Below are 16,584 nucleotides of genomic sequence, written 5' to 3'. Positions count from 1 at the left end.
GCGATGCTAGTGGCGCACTCTGACACTCCCCACGAAAGTCCGGCACGTAGTCCGCCGTCAGCCCCGCAGCAGTGCTGACCCGACCGTCCCTGCAGCCCGGTCGAACGCGGCCTCCCGTGCCGCCTCGTCGCCCGGCAGCAGCCCGGCGAGCTCGAGCGACACCAGCCCGTGCACCAGACCCCACAGCCCCACGGCGGCGCTCAGCACGTGCTCGGGCGGCGCCCCGCGCAGGACCCGGGCGACGGCGTCGTGCAGCACGCAGAACGTCGGGCTGTCGACGGCGGCCTCCGGTTCACTGTCGGCCGGCGTCACCCCGCGGTAGAACATGACACGGTAGAAGTGCGGGTCCGCCAGGGCGAACCGCCGGTAGGTGCGGCCGAGGGCGCGCAGGTCCGCCGCCGGGTCGTCGCCCTGCCCGACGGCGGCCAGGCGCTCGGCGAACCGCCGGAACCCCTCCTCGGAGACCGCCCCGACCAGCGCCTCACGCGAGCCGAGCAGGGCGTAGACCGCCGACGCGCTGGTCCCGGCCTCGGCGGCGACCTTGCGCACGGTGACCGCGTTCTCGCCGTCGGACGAGACCACCCGGGAGGTGACCTCCAGGAGCCGGGTGCGCAGGGCGTCGTCGTGCAGTCGGGGTCGGGCCATGTCGCGAGTCTAGAAGCCTTGACGCCAGTTTGCGAACGATGTTTGATAACACTGTTACAAAACATTCGCACCCCAGGAGGACGTCGTGCTCGAGCTCTCGGACCCGGCCCGCATCACCGCGGGCATCGTGCTGCTGACCGTCGTCGGGATCGAGTCCGGCGGCTTCTTCCTGCTCAAGGTCTTCGGCGGCCGGCTCCCCACCACCGACCTGCAGAAGAGCTTCTTCCGGGCCGGCCACGCGCACGCGGGCGTGCTGGTGATCCTCGGTCTGCTCTGCCTGCTGCTCACGGAGGCGACGGACCTGACCGGGTTCGCGCGCTGGCTCGCCGCCACCGGGGTGCTGTGCGCCGCGATCCTCCTGCCCGCGGGGTTCTTCCTCTCCGCGATCGGGCAGGGGCGCACCTCGCCCAACCGCGCCGTCGTGCTCCTGCCTGTCGGCGCGGTGGCCCTGGGCGCGGGCGTGGTGATGCTCGCGATCGGCCTGCTCCTGGCCTGAGCGGGGTCCAGGACACACCGCGAGGGTTCCCGGGCCGGGCCGCCGCCGCCGGTTACGGTGGCGGCATCATGGCGACCCGCACGTCGGCCCGGCGAGGTTCCGGGAAGAGCTCCGGGCAGGGCGCGAAGAGCGCCAAGCCCCGGGCCGCAGCGTCGAGGCGATCGACACAGCGCCGGGGGGCTACCCGCCCGGCGGCCAAGGCTGCGCCCGCACCGTCCCGCCCGCCGTGGCCGGTCCGGGCGGTCCGCGGCCTCTGGATGGGCATGGCGCACGCGGTCGGTGGCGCTACCCGCGCCGCCGGACCGCGGACGGCGCCGGAGGGGTCCGGCACGGGCTCGCAGAACGCGGAAGGGCAGGGAGGGCAGGAACTGGAACCGGACCACCGGCGCGACGGCGTCGGCTTCGCACTTCTCGCCGTGGCGGTCATCGTCGCGGCGCGTGAGTGGTGGGGGATCGACGGCCCCTTCGGCGACGGCGTGCACGCGGTGGTCGCGGGCACGCTCGGCGTCGCGGGCGTGGCCCTCCCCGTGCTGCTCATGTGGCTCGCCTTCCGCGTCATGCGCCATCCGGAGCGCACCCAGCAGAACGGCCGGGTGGCGATCGGGCTCAGCTTCCTGGTCGTCGCCACGTGCTCGCTGGTGCACATCAGCGCCGGCCTGCCGTCGCCCGCGGACGGCTTCACCCCGGTGCAGGACGCCGGTGGTGTGATCGGGTTCCTTTTCGCCACCCCGGTCGTCACCGGGCTGACCCAGTGGTTCGCCATCCCGCTCTACGTGCTAGCCGGGTTCTTCGGCATCCTCATCGTCACCGCCACGCCGGTGCACCGGATCCCCGCCCGCCTGCGCGGCCTGTACGACCGCCTCACGGGCAACCACCGCGAGGCGGACGACACGGGCGAGGACGGGCTCGCCCTGGCCGACGGCGTCTCCGCCCACGACGGCACGCCGGAGCCCAAGCGCCGCAAGCGCCGCACCAAGCAGGAGATCGCCGCGGAGAAGGAGCGCCTGGCCGGCTTCGTCGGCGACGAGGCCTTCGAGAAGGCCGCCGAGGTCGAGCAGCGTGCCGGCAAGGCCGGCAAGGCCACGACCCAGCGCATCCCGACCGGCCAGTCCGCCGGCAAGGTCACCGGCGCCCCCGCCATCGGCCCGGGTGTCCTCGGGCCGGACGGCGAGCCGGCGTCGGCGAAGAAGGACGGACCCAGGCCGCCGCGCGACGCCGAGCCGATGCCCCGGGGCGTGCAGCCCATGCTGGAGGGCGACACCGTCTACCTGCTGCCGGACGAGGACGTCCTCGTGCAGGGTCCGCCGCACAAGGCGCGCTCGGCCGCGAACGACCGGGTCGTCGAGTCGCTGACGGGCGTGTTCGAGCAGTTCGGCGTGGACGCGAAGGTCACCGGCTTCAGCCGCGGCCCGACGGTCACGCGGTACGAGGTCGAGGTGGGCGCCAAGACCAAGGTCGAGCGCATCACGTCGCTGTCCAACAACATCGCGTACGCGGTGGCGAGCGCGGACGTGCGCATCCTGTCGCCCATCCCGGGCAAGTCCGCCATCGGCATCGAGATCCCGAACTCCGACCGCGAGACCGTCGTGCTGGGCGACGTGCTGCGCTCCGGCGCGGCGCGGCGCACCGAGCACCCGATGGTCATGGGCGTGGGCAAGGACGTCGAGGGCGGCTACGTGGTGGCCAACCTCGCCAAGATGCCGCACATCCTCGTGGCGGGCGCCACCGGCGCCGGCAAGTCGAGCTTCATCAACTCGATGATCACCTCGATCCTCATGCGGTCCACGCCCGAGCAGGTGCGCCTGATCCTCGTGGACCCCAAGCGCGTCGAGCTCACGATCTACGAGGGCATCCCGCACCTGATCACGCCGATCATCACCAGCCCCAAGAAGGCCGCCGAGGCCCTCGACTGGGTGGTGCGCGAGATGGACGCCCGGTACGACGACCTGGCGACCTTCGGCTACAAGCACGTCGACGACTTCAACGTCGCCGTCCGCGCCGGCAAGGTCAAGCCCCTGCCGGGCTCCGAGCGCAAGATCGCGCCGTACCCGTACCTGCTCGTGGTGGTCGACGAGCTCGCGGACCTCATGATGGTCGCCCCGCGCGACGTCGAGGCCTCGATCCAGCGCATCACGCAGCTCGCCCGCGCGGCGGGCATCCACCTCGTGCTGGCCACGCAGCGCCCGTCCGTCGACGTCGTGACCGGCCTGATCAAGGCGAACGTGCCCTCGCGGCTCGCCTTCGCCACGTCGTCGCTCGCCGACTCGCGCGTGGTCCTGGACCAGCCCGGCGCCGAGAAGCTCATCGGCCAGGGTGACGCCCTGTTCCTGCCCATGGGCGCGGCCAAGCCGATGCGCGTCCAGGGCGCCTGGGTCACCGAGTCCGAGGTGCACCAGGTCGTCGAGCACGTCAAGGGTCAGCTCAAGCCGATCTACCGCGAGGACGTGGCCGCGCCCGCCGCGGCCAAGAAGCAGGTCGACGAGGACATCGGCGACGACCTCGACCTGCTGCTGCAGGCCACCGAGCTCGTCGTCACCACCCAGTTCGGGTCCACGTCCATGCTCCAGCGCAAGCTCCGCGTGGGCTTCGCCAAGGCGGGGCGCCTCATGGACCTGCTGGAGTCGCGGGAGATCGTGGGGCCCTCGGAGGGCTCCAAGGCGCGCGACGTGCTCGTGGCCGCCGACGACCTGCCCTCCGCGCTCGCGCTGATCCGCGGCGAGCAGCCGGCCCAGGTCTTCGACCAGGCGTCCTCCGACGACGCCGAGCCGGACGACGGCGGGTCGTACGGTTCCGCCGACCAGTACGCCGACGGGACGGACGGGCACATGCCGCCGGTCGCCCGGGACTACCACGACGACGCCGAGCCGGTGCGCTGACTCGGCCTGTGCGCTGACCTCTCAGCCGGTGCGCCGGACCACCACGGGCGGCTTGCCCGCGTGCCCCCGGGGCGGCCGGCGCTGCTCGTCCGCCGCGTCCCCGGCGGCGTCCTGGGCGATCCGGAGGCGGTCGGTGAGCTCGCCCGTGCCGAGCTGCCCGCGCTCCGGGTGCGCCAGCGCGTCGCGGGTCCAGTGCAGCCGGTGCCCGGCGGCGCGGTCCACGGTGGTCGCCGCCCAGCGCGCGTCCGTGACCCGGGCGGGCCCGCCAGGCGGCTGGACGACGTCCGCGACCAGCAGCAGGCCGACGGCGGACGCCGCCACGCAGCACTGAGTCCCCTGGTTGGACAGGAGGTTGCCGAGGCCGTAGGCCACCCACATGCCGTCGCCGCCCGGGCCGCCGCGCAGGTGCTCCAGCGGCTGCGGCACGTGGGCGTGATGCCCGATCACGAGGTCCACCTGGCGGGACCTGGCCAGGGCCTTGGCGGTCTCCTTCTGGTGGTCGGTGGGCTCGGTGACGTACTCCGTGCCGTCGTGCAGGCTGACCACCACCAGGTCCGCTCCCGCGGCACGCGCCGCCCTGGCCTGCTCGACGATCCGCCCGGCGTCGATGAGGTCCACCGACCAGGAGCCGTGGGGCGGCTCCAGCCCGTTCAGCCCGTAGGCCGCCGACAGGTGGGCGACCGTGACGGTCCGGCCCTCCCGTCGCAGCTCGTAGAGCTGGGGGCTGCGGGACTCGCGCTTGTTGCGCGCCGTCCCGGCGTGGCCCATCCCGGCCCGGTCGAGCGCCCCGAGCGTAGCGGCGATGCCGTCGTACCCGGAGTCGGCCGCGTGGTTGGACGCCGTCGAGCAGCCGTCCCAGCCCTGCTCGCCCAGGTCGCGGACGATCTCCTGGGGCGCGCGGAACACGGGGTAGCCGGCCGGCTGCGTGCCCGGTGGCGCGACCGGCACCTCCAGGTGGCACAGGGCCAGGTCGGCGCGGGCGACCCACGGGTCGATGCCCGCCAGCAGCGGCGTGTAGTCGAACCCGTCCGGCCCGGTCGCCGAGTCGTTGACCGGTTCGTGGGTCAGGACGTCGCCCCCGGCGAGCAGCGTGAGCTCGACGTCCTGCGGCGTGGGCGACGGGGAGGGCGGCGCGGCGGAGGTCGGAGGTGCGGCCGGGGAGGACGACGCCGGCGTGCCACTGGTGGGCACCGGCACACCGGGGGCGGGCGTGCAGCCCGCCGACGTGGCCGCGAGGGCGCAGGTCACCGCGGCGGACGCGAGGAACCGCAGCGGGCGGACGTTGACCACTCCCGGATGTTATGGCAGGCCGGGAAGGGGAGCGACCGGACGCCGCCGGCGGTCGGTCCGGGGTGCGGGTGAACCGCGGCTAGGCTTGAGCAATGGTCAACGACGCTCCGTCGCCCTGGAACATTGCGAACATCGTCACGATGATTCGCATCGCCATGGTCCCGTTCTTCGCCTGGGCACTTCTCGTCGAGGGCGGGGACGACACGACGTGGCGGCTCGTGGCCACGGCGATCTTCGTGGTCGCGGCGGTGTCGGACAAGGTCGACGGCTACCTCGCGCGGTCGCGCGGCCTCATCACCGACCTGGGCAAGCTGCTCGACCCGATCGCGGACAAGCTGCTCGTGGGCGCCGCCCTGATCCTGCTCTGGATCCCGCTCGGCGAGCTGCCCTGGTGGATCCCGGTGGTGATCCTGGTGCGTGAGCTGGGCATCACGTTCATGCGGATGGGCATGCTCAAGTACGAGGTCATGCCCGCGTCGCGCGGCGGCAAGCTCAAGACCGTGCTGCAGACCGTGGCGATCTCGCTGTTCCTGCTGCCGCGCGAGGGCCTCGACTGGCTCACGGTGATCGCCTGGGTCGTGCTCATGGCGGCGTTCGTCGTGACGGTCGTGACCGGCGTCGAGTACGTGTACCAGGGCTGGAAGATCCGACGCGACGCCCGGGCCCGGACGCCGCAGGCATGACGGCGCCGCGCCTGCTGGAGGCGGCTGCCGCCCGCGGCTGGACCATCGGGGTGGCCGAGTCGCTGACGGGCGGGCTGGTCACGGCGACGCTCGTGTCGGTGCCGGGTGCGTCGAAGGTGCTGCGCGGCGGCATCGTCGCCTACGCCACCGACCTGAAGGCCGGGCTGCTCGGCGTGGACGCGGACCTGCTCGCCGAGCGCGGCGCCGTGGACGAGGCCGTCGCCGCCCAGATGGCGGACGGCGTGCGCCGGGCGACGGGGGCCGACGTGGGCCTCGCCACGACCGGGGTCGCGGGCCCGGACCCGCAGGACGGCCAGCCGCCGGGTGTGGTCTTCGTCGCAGTGAGCACCCCGGTCGCGTCCGAGGTGCACCGGCTGGAGCTGACGGGCGACCGGCCGCAGATCATCGGCGACGCGGCGCGCGGGGTCATCGAGCTCGCGTCGCTGCTCGTCAGCGAGGCGTCGGGTGAAAAAACCGACTCGTACCCAGATCCGTTCCCTGAAGTTACAGACAAGTGAAACTTCTTGGCTTAATCTTGCACAGGGCTTGACGCGGGAACACTTCGGGAACAAGGCTCATACCCACGGCGTTGGTCCCGGTGTGATCACGAACAGGCCGACCACTCGGGGCCGGCGTAAGAACTCTTCGAGCGCGGGGTACGGTAGAACGACCTCCGCGCACGGAGGCCGTACCACACGCAAGGCGCGTCCGGTCCAGGCAGGGCAGGGCGTGAGGTCAGGGACAGGCACTGAAAGGGGGCGCGAGATGGTCGTACTACGGCGAGAAATCGGAGACGTGCTGCGAGACACGCGGCAGCGTCAGGGGCGCACCCTCCGCGAGGTGTCGTCGGCGGCGCGGGTGTCGCTGGGTTACCTCAGTGAGGTGGAGCGCGGGCAGAAGGAGGCGTCGTCCGAGCTTCTCGGTTCCATCTGCGAGGCGCTCGACGTGCCGCTGTCCTTGGTGCTGCGTGAGGTGAGCGACCGCGTCGCGGTGGCCGAAGGATTCCAGATTCCCGACACGATCCCGGCGGACTTCGTCGCCGGGCTGCTGGCCAGGGGAGGCGACCGGACCGCAGCGCGGCGGGAGGTCGACCCGTCCGACCTGGCACCGGTCGGCTGACAGGCCGGCTGGGCGAGAGTCGCAGCAGGGCAGAACCGGAGCGGGGCACCACCCAGGTGGTGCCCCGCTCCGGTGCGTTCGCACCCTGGGCCACGCCGGCCGCGCCGGCCCGGCCGTGCGGGGGTCGGCCGTGCGGGGGTCGTCCTAGATCGGACCGGCCTGGCACGTGGGGCACCAGAAGACCGGGCGCTCGTAGGGCTTCTCGTTCGCCGTGCCGACGGCCACCGGCGTGCCGCACCGGTGGCACGGCCGGCCCGCCCGTCCGTGCACGTGCATCTCGACGGCCCCCAGGCCGCGCGCCCGTCCGACGGTGACGCTGCGCTCCATGAGCCGGCGCGCCGTGCGCAGCAGCACCGCGCGTTCGCCGTCGGGCAGCGTGCCGGCCGGCCGCCACGGCCACAGCCGCCGCGCGAAGAGCGACTCGGCCATCCAGATGGTGCCGATGCCCGCGACCGTGCGCTGGTCCAGCAGGGCGGCGCACAGCGGCCTCTCGGGCTCGCGGGCGAGCCGCGCCACGCCGTCCGCCAGCCCGGTGGTGGGAAAGTCGGCGCCGAGCACGTCCGGGCCCAGGCCGTTGAGGATGCGGCTCTCGTCGTGCGTGCGCAGCAGGTCGAGCATGCCGAGGTGCCAGCCGGTGGCGGTCCAGGCGTCCGTGGCGAGCACGGCGCGGATGGCGGGGTTGCGGGCCGAGGCGTCACGCGAGCCCGTCCGGTGCACCTTCCAGAGCCCCTCCATGCGCAGGTGCGTGTGCAGGGTGCGGCCGTCGTCGAGCCGGGTGAGCAGGTGCTTGCCGTACGCGCTGGTCTCCAGCGCGGTGGCTCCGGTCAGGTTGGCGGCGCCCGCGCTGGGCCAGCGCAGCTCCGCGCGGACGAGCGGCAGACCTCGCAGCGCCGCGGTGAGGCGCTCGGCGGTGAGGCGCAGGACATCCCCCTCGGGCACGGACGCTCCCCTCGTCGTGGGGCTTCAGCGTAGTGCGCGGTCGGCCGGGGAAGGCGGCACAACCGGCATATCACCCATGTGATCTGGGTTGCGCCGGAACCCAGCCGCCGGGCCGCCGAGGGCCGGTCAGGGATGGCCCCGAGTGCGGGTCAGGGCGTGACCGGGGGTAAACCCGATGGCTTTCCGGCGCTCGCTCGGCAACTCTTGTCCCATGACCGTTGTAACCGCTGACCTGGGCGAACGCCCAGACCAGTCGATGGCCTCCCCAGACCCCCGCAACACCCGTACCGTGAGCTGGTTCGGCGCGACCGCTCTGCTGCCGATGATCGCCGCCCACGTGCTGGGCGCGTCGGTCGTCGACCCGGTGCTCGACCCGATCAGCTGGTACGCCTTCGTGCCCGGCGGCGGCGAGATGATCCTCGCCGGCGGGGTGGTGCTCGCCGTCCTCGGCCTCATCCTCACCGTGCGGATGTACCGCACCGGCCTCGCCGCCGGCCTGGTGCCCGCGGGCGCGATGATCGTCTACGCCGTCGCGATGGTCCTGGTCGGAGCGTTCCCCACGGACCCGCCCGGGACGGACGCGTCGCTGTCCGCCGTGATCCACCGGGTGAGCGCCGCCACGGCCTTCTGCGTGCTCCCGGTGGTCGGGCTGAGCCTGGAGCGGTCGATCACGCGGCCGCGCTCGACCTTCCCGCGGACCCTGCGGTCGGCGGCCGGTGCGCTCGGCGTGATGGTCGGGCTGTTCCTTGTGATCCACCTGTCGCTCGTCTTCTTCGCCGACTCCGGCATCGCCGCCTTCGGCCTCATCGAGCGGGTGGGGTTCGTGATCATGATCGGCTACCTGTTCCTGCTGGGCGCGACGATCGACCGCGAGGGCCCGGACGCGGCGCTGGACGAGACCGGGCCGCTCGACGCCATCGGGCCGCTCGACGGCGCCGGCCCGGCCCTGGCGTTCAGCGGACCGAGATCCGCAGACCGCGCGGAGTGATCGCGAAGCCCGCCTCGACCAGCGCGCGCGCCGTCGGATGGTGCCGTGCGGCCTCCAGCGCGGGCACGCCGTCGACCCGCTGGACCACCAGCCGCCCGAGCCGGCCCTCCCGGACCGTCCTGGCCAGTGCGGCGGCCGCGGTCGCGAGCCGGGCGGGATTCTCGGTGAACGACAGCACCGTGCGCCCGCCCCGCTCCACGAACAGGGCCAGGTCGCCGTGGGTGAGCACCACGACGGCCCCGGCCTTGCGGCCGGGCCGGTGGGCGGACCTGCTGCCGGGTGTGCCGTCGGACGCCGCTCCGGCGTCCGCCGCCGGGCCGGCCGGCCAGGCGAGCGCCGCGCCGTACGGGTTGGCGGGGTCCATCGCGGCCAGCACGACGACGCCGCTGGTGCTGGCCGCGCCGGTGGGGGCCGCGACCGCCGCCGTCCGCTCCGCGTCCTCCCGCTCCGCCTCGACGATCCGCGTGCGGTCGGCCGCGTCCACCCGCAGCCGGTCGACGGCGCCGGGCAGGGCGAACTGCGACCCGCCGAGGTGCTCCACGAAGTACCCGCGGCGCACCGCACCGCGCTCCTCCAGGCCGGACAGCACGCGATACACGTCGCGGTAGCCCGTCCCGACCCCCTCCGCGGCCGCGGCGGACCGGGTCAGCACCCCGTGCCGTTCGAGCAGCACCTGGGTCAGGGCGTGGGCGTGCAGCGTGGGGTCCGCCTCGCGCATCGGCAGGGCCGCCCAGCGGCCGCCACCGCCCACGGCCGAGGCGCCGGACCGGAGGGCCGAGGCGGGGCGGCCGGGGGACACGGCGAACCGGGACCGCCGCACCGGACGGGCGCGGGCGGCGGTGCGGGGCGCGCGGTGGGCGCCGCCGCCGCTGACCCGCTCGCGCAGCGCGCCCAGCCCGTCGTTGGTGACCTGGCCGGCCCAGACCAGGTCCCAGAGCACCTCCAGCACGGCGTCCGGCTCGGCGGAGGTGAGCTCGGCGACGCGGGGCAGGAAGAACCCGCCCGAGCCCGTCAGCAGGTCCAGCACCGCGCGGTGCAGGTCGGAGTCGAGCGGGCTCTCCTCCTCGACCGGTGCGAGCGGGGACAGCGTGAGCGGGGCTCCGTCGGCCAGGTGGAGGGAGACCAGCCCGTCCCCGCCGCCCGACCCGGGCAGGCGGGAGTGTCCCGCCCACAGCACCTCGCCCGTCACCGTCAGCTCGTCGAGCAGGGCGGGGGAGTAGTCGGTCACCCGGGCGGGCAGCACCAGGGTCTCCAGGGCCGACGCCGGGACCGCCGCGCCCGCGAGCTGCTCGATCGCCTGCACCAGCCCGTCGGCCCCGCGCAGCAGGCCCGTGGAGACGTTCTGCCAGCGCGGCAGGAAGGCGCCGAGGGCCTCCTGCTCCACGGGCTCCACCTCGGCCCGCAGGACCGCCAGGGAGCGCCGGCGCAGCAGGCGCAGCACGCCGGGGTCGCACCACTCGTCGCCCGTGCCGCCGAGCGCGCCCGGCCGCAGCCGCCCACGGGCGAGCGCGCCGTCCGCCTCCAGCCGGGCCAGGCCCTGGGCGACGACCGCGACGCCCAGCCCGAACCGCTGGGCCGGGGCCTGCGCGCCGAACGGCCCGTGCGTGCGCGCGTGGCGGCGCAGCAGGTCGCCGAGCGGGTCGGGCACCAGCTCGGTGAACGTCTCGGGGATGCCCACCGGGAGCGCCACGCCGAGCGCGTCCCGAAGGCGGCCGGCGTCCTCCGCGACCGCCCACTGCTCCAGGCCGGCGAACCGGACCCGGATCACGCGGCGTGTGGACTCCAGCTCCTCGAGCCAGCGGCCCACGGCGTGGCGGGCGTCCTCGCGGGTGCGCGCCTCCAGGGCGTCCAGCGGGTGCGGCCCCGTGCGCCGCAGCAGGTCCCACAGCCCTTCGGCGTCGAGAGCCTGCCGGTCGGGGGCGAGCCCGGCGAGCTCGGCCTCGGTGCGCTCCACGGCCCCGGGGTCGAGCAGGTCCGCGAGGTCGGCCGAGCCCTGCTCCCCGAGCAGCTCGGCGAGCAGCTCCGGGTCCAGCGACAGGGCCGCCGCGCGGCGCTCGGCCAGGGGCGCGTCGCCGTCGTACAGGAACTGCGCCGTGTAGCCGAACAGGAGCGACTGGGCGAACGGCGACGGCGTGGGGGTCGTGACCTCGACGACCCGGACGCCGCCCTGGCCGATCTCGCGCATGAGGTCGGCCAGGGCTGCCACGTCGAAGTCGTCCTGGAGGCACTCGCGGGCGGCCTCCAGCACGATCGGGAAGTCCGGGAACTGGCTGGCCACCTCCAGGAGCTGGGCCGACCGCTGGCGCTGCTGCCACAGGGGCTGGCGCTTGTCCGGCCGGCGTCGCGGCAGCAGGAGGGCGCGTGCGGCCGCCTCCCGGAACCGCGCGGCGAACATGACCGAGGAGCCCAGCTCGTCCCGGACGGCGCCCAGCACCTCGTCCGGGTCCAGCAGCAGGTCCTCGAGGGTGACCCGGCCCGGGACGTGCTGCGGGTGCGCCTCGCCGTCGAGTGCCCCGTAGCCGGCCTGGGCGTCGGTCCCGTCGAGGGTCGTGCCTGGCGCGCCGCCGTCCGCGCCCGCGTCCCACGGGTCGCCGTCCCAGCCGCCGCCCGAGTCGGGCAGCCGCAGCACGATCCCGTCGTCCGAGTGCATGGCGGCGACGTCCAGGCCGAACCGGGCCCTCAGCCGCGCGCTGATCACGAGGGCCCACGGCGCGTGCACGCGCGCCCCGAGCGGCGAGTGGATCACGACGCGCCAGTCGCCCAGCTCGTCCCGGAACCGCTCGACCACGACCGTCCGGTCGTCGGGCACGCGGCCCGTGCCCAGCCGCTGCTCGGTGAGGTAGGCGGCGAGGTTGTCCGCGGCCCAGTCGTCGAGCCCGGCCTCGCGCAGGTGCTTGCGGCCGGCGTCGACGTCGGCGGCCAGGGCGGCGTCGGCCTCGCGGACGAACGCGCCCACCGCGCGCCCGAGCTCGGCCGGGCGGCCGGGGGCGTCGCCCTTCCAGAAGGGGAGGCGACCCGGCAGGCCGGGCGCCGGTGTGACCAGCACCCGGTCGGTGGTGATCTCCTCGATGCGCCAGGTGCTCGACCCCAGCGTGAACGTGTCGCCCACCCGGGACTCGTAGACCATCTCTTCGTCGAGCTCGCCGACGCGCCGGCCCCCGCGGGCCCTGGCGCCGCTCGCGCCGCCGGTGGTGCCGTCGGCCAGCACGCCGCCGTCCGCCGCGTCGGTGGCGAGGAAGACGCCGTAGGCGCCCTTGTCGGGGATGGTGCCGCCGCTCGTGGCGGCCAGGCGCAGCGCGCCGGGCCTGCCGCGCAGCAAACCGGTGGCGCGGTCCCAGGTGATGCGGGCCCGCAGCTCGGCGAAGTCCTCGCTGGGGTAACGCCCGGCGAGCATGTCGAGCACGGCGCGCCAGGTGGCGTCGCCGAGGTGCGCGAACGGCGCGGCCCGGCGCACGAGGGCGAGCAGCTCGGCCTCGTCCCAGTCGTCCACGGCCAGCGCCGCGACCACCTGCTGCGCCAGGACGTCGAGCGGGTTGGCCGGCACGTGCATGTGCTCGATGGCGCCCGTGCGCATGCGCTGCGCGATGACGGTGGCCGGCACCAGGTCGCCCCGGAACATCGGGAACACCACGCCCTTGGAGACGGCGCCCACCTGGTGGCCCGCGCGGCCGATGCGCTGCAGCCCGCTCGCGACCGACGGCGGCGCGCCCACCTGCACCACGAGGTCCACGGCGCCCATGTCGATACCGAGCTCCAGGGAGGACGTCGCGACCACGGCGGGCAGGCGGCCCTCCTTGAGCTCGGTCTCGGTGCGGGTGCGTTCCGCCCGGCTCATCGACCCGTGGTGGGCGCGCGCGAGCACCGTCTCGGCCCGTCCGGTCCCGTCCGGTCCGGCCGGCTGTCCGGGGACCGCCTCGGGCATGCCGCGCTCCCCGGGCACGGGCCGGGGGATCCCCGCGGCCGTGCCCGACTGGCCCGGCACGAGCGCGGCCCATGTGCCGGCCGGGTCGGCGACGTCGAGGCCCTGGCGCTGGGCCCAGACCTCGTTCATCCGCGCGGTCAGCCGCTCGGCGCCGCGCCGGTTGTTGGTGAAGACGATGGTGGAGGTGTGGTCGGCCACGAGGTCGACCACGCGCTCCTCGACGTGCGGCCAGACCGAGGCCCTGCGCAGGGGCTGGGTCGCCTCGCCCGAGAGGTCGATCTCGTCGTCGCCCGTGCCGGGGCCGGCCCCGTCGGTGCGGCCCGGGTCCGGCACGCCGGCGCTGGGCGCGCTGCCCAGGTCCGTGAGGTCCGGGACGGGCACGACGACGTCGATGGCCCACTCCTTGTGCGACGGCGGCTGCACGACGACGACCTCGCGCGCCGACTCGTCGGAGCGGCCGCCGCCGAGGAACCGGGAGACGGCCTCGACCGGGCGCACCGTGGCGGACAGGCCGATCCGCTGGGCGGGCCGGTCGAGCAGGGCGTCGAGGCGCTCCAGGCTCAGGGCCAGGTGGGCGCCGCGCTTGGTCCCCGCGACGGCGTGGATCTCGTCGAGCACCACGGTCTCGACGCCCGCGAGCCCGGCGCGGGCCGACGAGGTGAGGATGAGGAAGAGGGACTCCGGCGTGGTGACCAGGATGTCCGGGGGGCGCGTGGCGAACGAGCGCCGTTCGCTCGGGGGCGTGTCACCCGTGCGCATGCCGACGGTGACGTCGGGCACGTCGATGCCGTCGCGCGCCGCGGCCTGCCGGATGCCCGTCAGCGGGGAGCGCAGGTTGCGCTGCACGTCCGCGGCCAGGGCCTTGAGGGGCGACACGTACAGCACGCGGCAGCGGCGCGCCCGCTCCTGGGGCAGCGGTGCGGACATGATCCGGTCGATCGACCAGAGGAACGCCGCGAGCGTCTTGCCCGACCCGGTCGGCGCGACCACGAGGGCGTGCTGGTCGCGCGCCACGGCGTCCCACGCGCCGGCCTGGGCGGCGGTGGGCTGGGCGAACGCACCCGTGAACCAGGTACGGGTGGCCGGGCCGAACCGGGAGAGCGGGTCGTCGGGCGAGGGCATGGTCCCCATTCTGTCCCCGACCACTGACACGGGCCGGGGGAGGTGCCGGGGCGTCGTAGGGTTGACGGGTGCGTGAACGGGACTTCTGGCAGCTGGTCGACGAGGTGTTCGGCCCCGCCTACGGACGTGCGCTGGCGCGCGAGCAGGTGCTGCCCGCGCTCGACGGGCGCACCCCGGCGGTCGCCCTGGCGGACGGCGACGAGCCGCGCGACGTGTGGCACGCGCTGTGCGACGCGCTGGACGTGCCCGACGCCGACCGGTGGGGCACCGACAAGTACCGGCAGGCCCCGCCGCCCCGTCGCTGAGGGCGTCCCGACCGCGCCGAGCGACGTTTCCGACCGCCGTGCCCGCCTCGGCGAGATGTCCTGCGACACACCGGTGTGTCCTGCCTTGCCTCGAACACGCGTTCGGCTAGACTTTGACCACAGGCACGGATTTCGGAACGTCGTCCACAGGCGGCGGCCGGAGCAGGCGTCCGTGTCAGTGGCTCCGCGTACGGTCGGCAACGACGTACCGAGCCATCCATGTCGGCGCACAGAGCGCCCAGAGACCGAAGGTGTTGCACATGCCCGCACCAGCAGACCGCGACAAGGCCCTCGAGGCCGCCCTCGCACAGATCGACCGTAGTTTCGGCAAGGGCTCGGTCATGCGCCTCGGCGACGAGACCCGCGCGCCCATCGAGGTGGTTCCCACCGGTTCGATCGCCCTCGACGTGGCGCTCGGCATCGGCGGCCTCCCGCGCGGCCGCATCGTCGAGGTGTACGGCCCCGAGTCCTCGGGCAAGACGACCATCGCGCTGCACGCGGTGGCCAACGCCCAGCGACTGGGCGGCATCGCGGCGTTCATCGACGCCGAGCACGCGCTGGACCCGGAGTACGCCAAGAAGCTCGGTGTCGACACCGACGCCCTCCTGGTCTCGCAGCCGGACACCGGCGAGCAGGCGCTGGAGATCACGGACATGCTGATCCGCTCCGGTGCGCTCGACATCATCGTCATCGACTCCGTCGCGGCCCTGACGCCGAAGGCCGAGATCGAGGGCGAGATGGGCGACAGCCACGTGGGTCTCCAGGCCCGCCTCATGTCGCAGGCCCTGCGCAAGATCACCGGCGCGCTCAGCGCGTCCGGCACCACCGCGATCTTCATCAACCAGCTGCGCGAGAAGATCGGCGTGTTCTTCGGCTCGCCCGAGACCACCACCGGTGGAAAGGCGCTGAAGTTCTACGCGTCGGTCCGGCTCGACATCCGCCGCATCGAGACCCTCAAGGAGGGTACGGACGCGGTCGGTAACCGCACCCGCGTGAAGGTCGTCAAGAACAAGATGGCGCCGCCCTTCAAGCAGGCGGAGTTCGACATCCTGTACGGCCACGGCATCTCCCGCGAGGGTGGGCTCATCGACATGGGCGTGGAGCACGGTTTCGTGCGCAAGTCCGGCTCGTGGTTCACCTACGAGGGCGACCAGCTCGGCCAGGGCAAGGAGAACGCGCGGTCCTTCCTGCGCGACAACCCCGACCTCGCCAACGACATCGAGAAGCGGGTCAAGGAGAAGCTGGGCGTGGGACCGAAGGTCGACGCCCCGGCGGACCCGGCCGCGGGTGCTCCCGCCCCCTCGGCGACCGAGGCCGCTCCGCCCACGGGCACGGTCGCGGCGGCCAGCTCGTCCTCGCGGACGACCACCACGGCCAAGGCCACGAAGACGACGGCGACGCGCGCGAAGACCGCCGTCAAGACGACGTCTTCGAAGACCGCGGCCAAGGCGGAGGCGGCCGCCGAGAAGGCTCCGTTCTGACGTGCAGTACGGTGATCCAGCGGATGGTCCCGGCGTGGGGAAGCGTCGGGGCCATCCGGCCTTTTCGGAGGGTGACCGGGACGAGCGTCGGGCGGGCGGTCGCGGGCGCCGCGGCGCCGGGCGCGGCGGCGGCGAGCGGGCCCCCCGGAAGACCGTCGCGGAGCGCCTGGAGGCCGGCGAGATCAGCCGGGACGACGCCGTGGAGAAGGCTCGTGAGGTGGTCCTCCGGATCCTGACGGCGGCGCAGAAGTCGCGTCGTGAGCTCGAGCAGTCCCTGGCCCGCAAGGGGTACCCGGAGGACGTCGTCGTGCAGGTGCTCGACCGGTTCGGCGAGGTGGGCCTGGTGGACGACGCGACCTACGCGGAGACGATCGTGCGCACCCGGCACGCCGAGCGGGGCCTGGCGAGGCGCGGCATCGTCGCGGAGCTGCGCCGGCGCGGCATCGACGAGGACACGGCCGTCGAGGCCCTCGACCAGCTCGACCCGGACGACGAGCGGGCGGCGGGCGCGCGGCTCGCCGGCAAGCTCGTCACCCGCACGCGCGGCCTCGACCGGCAGGTGCGGGTGCGCCGTGCCGTCGGCTCGCTCGCGCGCAAGGGCTACGCCCCCGGCCTGGCCTTCGAGCTGGTCCGGGACGCGCTGGCCGCCGAGGGCGAGGAGACGGACGACCTGGGCCACGCCGAGGACTGAAGCAGCGATGCCCGGTCCGGTGCCGCA

The 16,584-nt window shown here is 74.4% G+C and carries 13 protein-coding genes; 9 read left to right on the top strand and 4 right to left on the bottom strand.

The annotated features are described in order from the left end of the window. Positions 1–57: 57 nt before the first annotated feature. Positions 58–645: a TetR/AcrR family transcriptional regulator gene (locus AB0I29_RS18445; RefSeq protein ID WP_357484095.1), complete on the bottom strand. Its 588-nt coding sequence runs from the start codon at positions 643–645 to the stop codon at positions 58–60. 85 nt (positions 646–730) lie between these two features. Between AB0I29_RS18445 and AB0I29_RS18440 the strand changes: the two genes are divergently transcribed. Together AB0I29_RS18440 and AB0I29_RS18435 are read left to right on the top strand one after the other, a co-directional pair. After that, on the top strand, positions 731–1,141 hold the full coding sequence (locus AB0I29_RS18440) for a hypothetical protein (RefSeq protein WP_285104985.1): 411 nt from the start codon (positions 731–733) through the stop codon (positions 1,139–1,141). A 263-nt stretch (positions 1,142–1,404) separates the two neighbouring features. Further along, the gene (locus AB0I29_RS18435) at positions 1,405–4,017 is read left to right on the top strand and encodes a DNA translocase FtsK (protein ID WP_285104983.1); all 2,613 of its coding nucleotides are present in this window, start codon (positions 1,405–1,407) and stop codon (positions 4,015–4,017) included. Positions 4,018–4,038: 21 nt separating this feature from the next. Here the strand turns inward: AB0I29_RS18435 and AB0I29_RS18430 are convergent, their stop codons facing one another. Further along, the gene (locus AB0I29_RS18430) at positions 4,039–5,307 is read right to left on the bottom strand and encodes a CapA family protein (RefSeq protein ID WP_357484090.1); all 1,269 of its coding nucleotides are present in this window, start codon (positions 5,305–5,307) and stop codon (positions 4,039–4,041) included. 92 nt (positions 5,308–5,399) lie between these two features. Here AB0I29_RS18430 and pgsA point away from each other — a divergent pair, with 92 nt between their 5' ends. The 3 genes from pgsA to AB0I29_RS18415 all read left to right on the top strand — a co-directional run bounded on the left by pgsA (position 5,400) and on the right by AB0I29_RS18415 (position 7,109). Then, positions 5,400–5,990 (top strand): CDP-diacylglycerol--glycerol-3-phosphate 3-phosphatidyltransferase, encoded by a 591-nt coding sequence (gene pgsA, locus AB0I29_RS18425; RefSeq protein ID WP_285104978.1) that lies wholly within the window; start codon positions 5,400–5,402, stop codon positions 5,988–5,990. Then, positions 5,987–6,508 carry a CinA family protein gene (locus AB0I29_RS18420; protein WP_357484087.1) on the top strand — a complete coding sequence of 174 codons (522 nt, stop codon included), beginning with the start codon at positions 5,987–5,989 and terminating at the stop codon, positions 6,506–6,508. Before pgsA ends, AB0I29_RS18420 begins: the two co-directional genes overlap by 4 nt. Before the next feature lie 247 nt (positions 6,509–6,755). Beyond that, a complete protein-coding gene (locus tag AB0I29_RS18415) occupies positions 6,756–7,109 on the top strand; it encodes a helix-turn-helix transcriptional regulator (protein ID WP_182614568.1) in 354 nt (117 codons plus the stop codon). A gap of 144 nt (positions 7,110–7,253) precedes the next feature. Here AB0I29_RS18415 and AB0I29_RS18410 read toward each other — a convergent pair whose 3' ends face one another. Further along, positions 7,254–8,048 carry a DNA-formamidopyrimidine glycosylase family protein gene (locus AB0I29_RS18410; RefSeq protein ID WP_357484082.1) on the bottom strand — a complete coding sequence of 265 codons (795 nt, stop codon included), beginning with the start codon at positions 8,046–8,048 and terminating at the stop codon, positions 7,254–7,256. A gap of 211 nt (positions 8,049–8,259) precedes the next feature. Between AB0I29_RS18410 and AB0I29_RS18405 the strand changes: the two genes are divergently transcribed. Further along, complete coding sequence (locus AB0I29_RS18405; RefSeq protein ID WP_285104972.1) at positions 8,260–9,036, top strand: DUF998 domain-containing protein; 777 nt, start codon at positions 8,260–8,262, stop codon at positions 9,034–9,036. On the opposite strand, the gene AB0I29_RS18400 is transcribed toward AB0I29_RS18405, so the two are convergent. Beyond that, a complete protein-coding gene (locus tag AB0I29_RS18400) occupies positions 9,002–14,089 on the bottom strand; it encodes a DEAD/DEAH box helicase (RefSeq protein ID WP_357484079.1) in 5,088 nt (1,695 codons plus the stop codon). The two genes, AB0I29_RS18405 and AB0I29_RS18400, sit on opposite strands and share 35 nt — an antisense overlap. A gap of 59 nt (positions 14,090–14,148) precedes the next feature. Between AB0I29_RS18400 and AB0I29_RS18395 the strand changes: the two genes are divergently transcribed. The 3 genes from AB0I29_RS18395 to AB0I29_RS18385 all read left to right on the top strand — a co-directional run bounded on the left by AB0I29_RS18395 (position 14,149) and on the right by AB0I29_RS18385 (position 16,557). Then, on the top strand, positions 14,149–14,385 hold the full coding sequence (locus AB0I29_RS18395) for a DUF3046 domain-containing protein (RefSeq protein ID WP_285104967.1): 237 nt from the start codon (positions 14,149–14,151) through the stop codon (positions 14,383–14,385). 260 nt (positions 14,386–14,645) lie between these two features. Next, positions 14,646–15,866, top strand: a complete 1,221-nt coding sequence (gene recA, locus AB0I29_RS18390) for a recombinase RecA (RefSeq protein WP_357484075.1) — start codon at positions 14,646–14,648, stop codon at positions 15,864–15,866. A 34-nt stretch (positions 15,867–15,900) separates the two neighbouring features. Further along, complete coding sequence (locus AB0I29_RS18385; RefSeq protein WP_357484072.1) at positions 15,901–16,557, top strand: regulatory protein RecX; 657 nt, start codon at positions 15,901–15,903, stop codon at positions 16,555–16,557. The last annotated feature ends 27 nt before the right edge of the window (positions 16,558–16,584 follow it).

Source organism: Promicromonospora sp. NPDC050262, from assembly GCF_040655935.1.
Taxonomy (GTDB): domain Bacteria; phylum Actinomycetota; class Actinomycetes; order Actinomycetales; family Cellulomonadaceae; genus Promicromonospora.
Note: the sequence above shows the minus strand (reverse complement) of the source record. Positions and strands in the feature narration are given on the sequence as shown.

Excerpts from the sequence above, each read along its gene's own strand:
- AB0I29_RS18445 (WP_357484095.1), bottom strand. The coding sequence starts at position 645 with ATGGCCCGACCCCGACTGCACGACGACGCCCTGCGCACCCGGCTCCTG.
- AB0I29_RS18435 (WP_285104983.1), top strand. The coding sequence starts at position 1,405 with ATGGCGCACGCGGTCGGTGGCGCTACCCGCGCCGCCGGACCGCGGACG.
- pgsA (WP_285104978.1), top strand. The coding sequence starts at position 5,400 with ATGGTCAACGACGCTCCGTCGCCCTGGAACATTGCGAACATCGTCACG.
- AB0I29_RS18420 (WP_357484087.1), top strand. The coding sequence starts at position 5,987 with ATGACGGCGCCGCGCCTGCTGGAGGCGGCTGCCGCCCGCGGCTGGACC.
- AB0I29_RS18415 (WP_182614568.1), top strand. The coding sequence starts at position 6,756 with ATGGTCGTACTACGGCGAGAAATCGGAGACGTGCTGCGAGACACGCGG.
- AB0I29_RS18405 (WP_285104972.1), top strand. The coding sequence starts at position 8,260 with ATGACCGTTGTAACCGCTGACCTGGGCGAACGCCCAGACCAGTCGATG.
- AB0I29_RS18400 (WP_357484079.1), bottom strand. The coding sequence starts at position 14,089 with ATGGGGACCATGCCCTCGCCCGACGACCCGCTCTCCCGGTTCGGCCCG.
- recA (WP_357484075.1), top strand. The coding sequence starts at position 14,646 with ATGCCCGCACCAGCAGACCGCGACAAGGCCCTCGAGGCCGCCCTCGCA.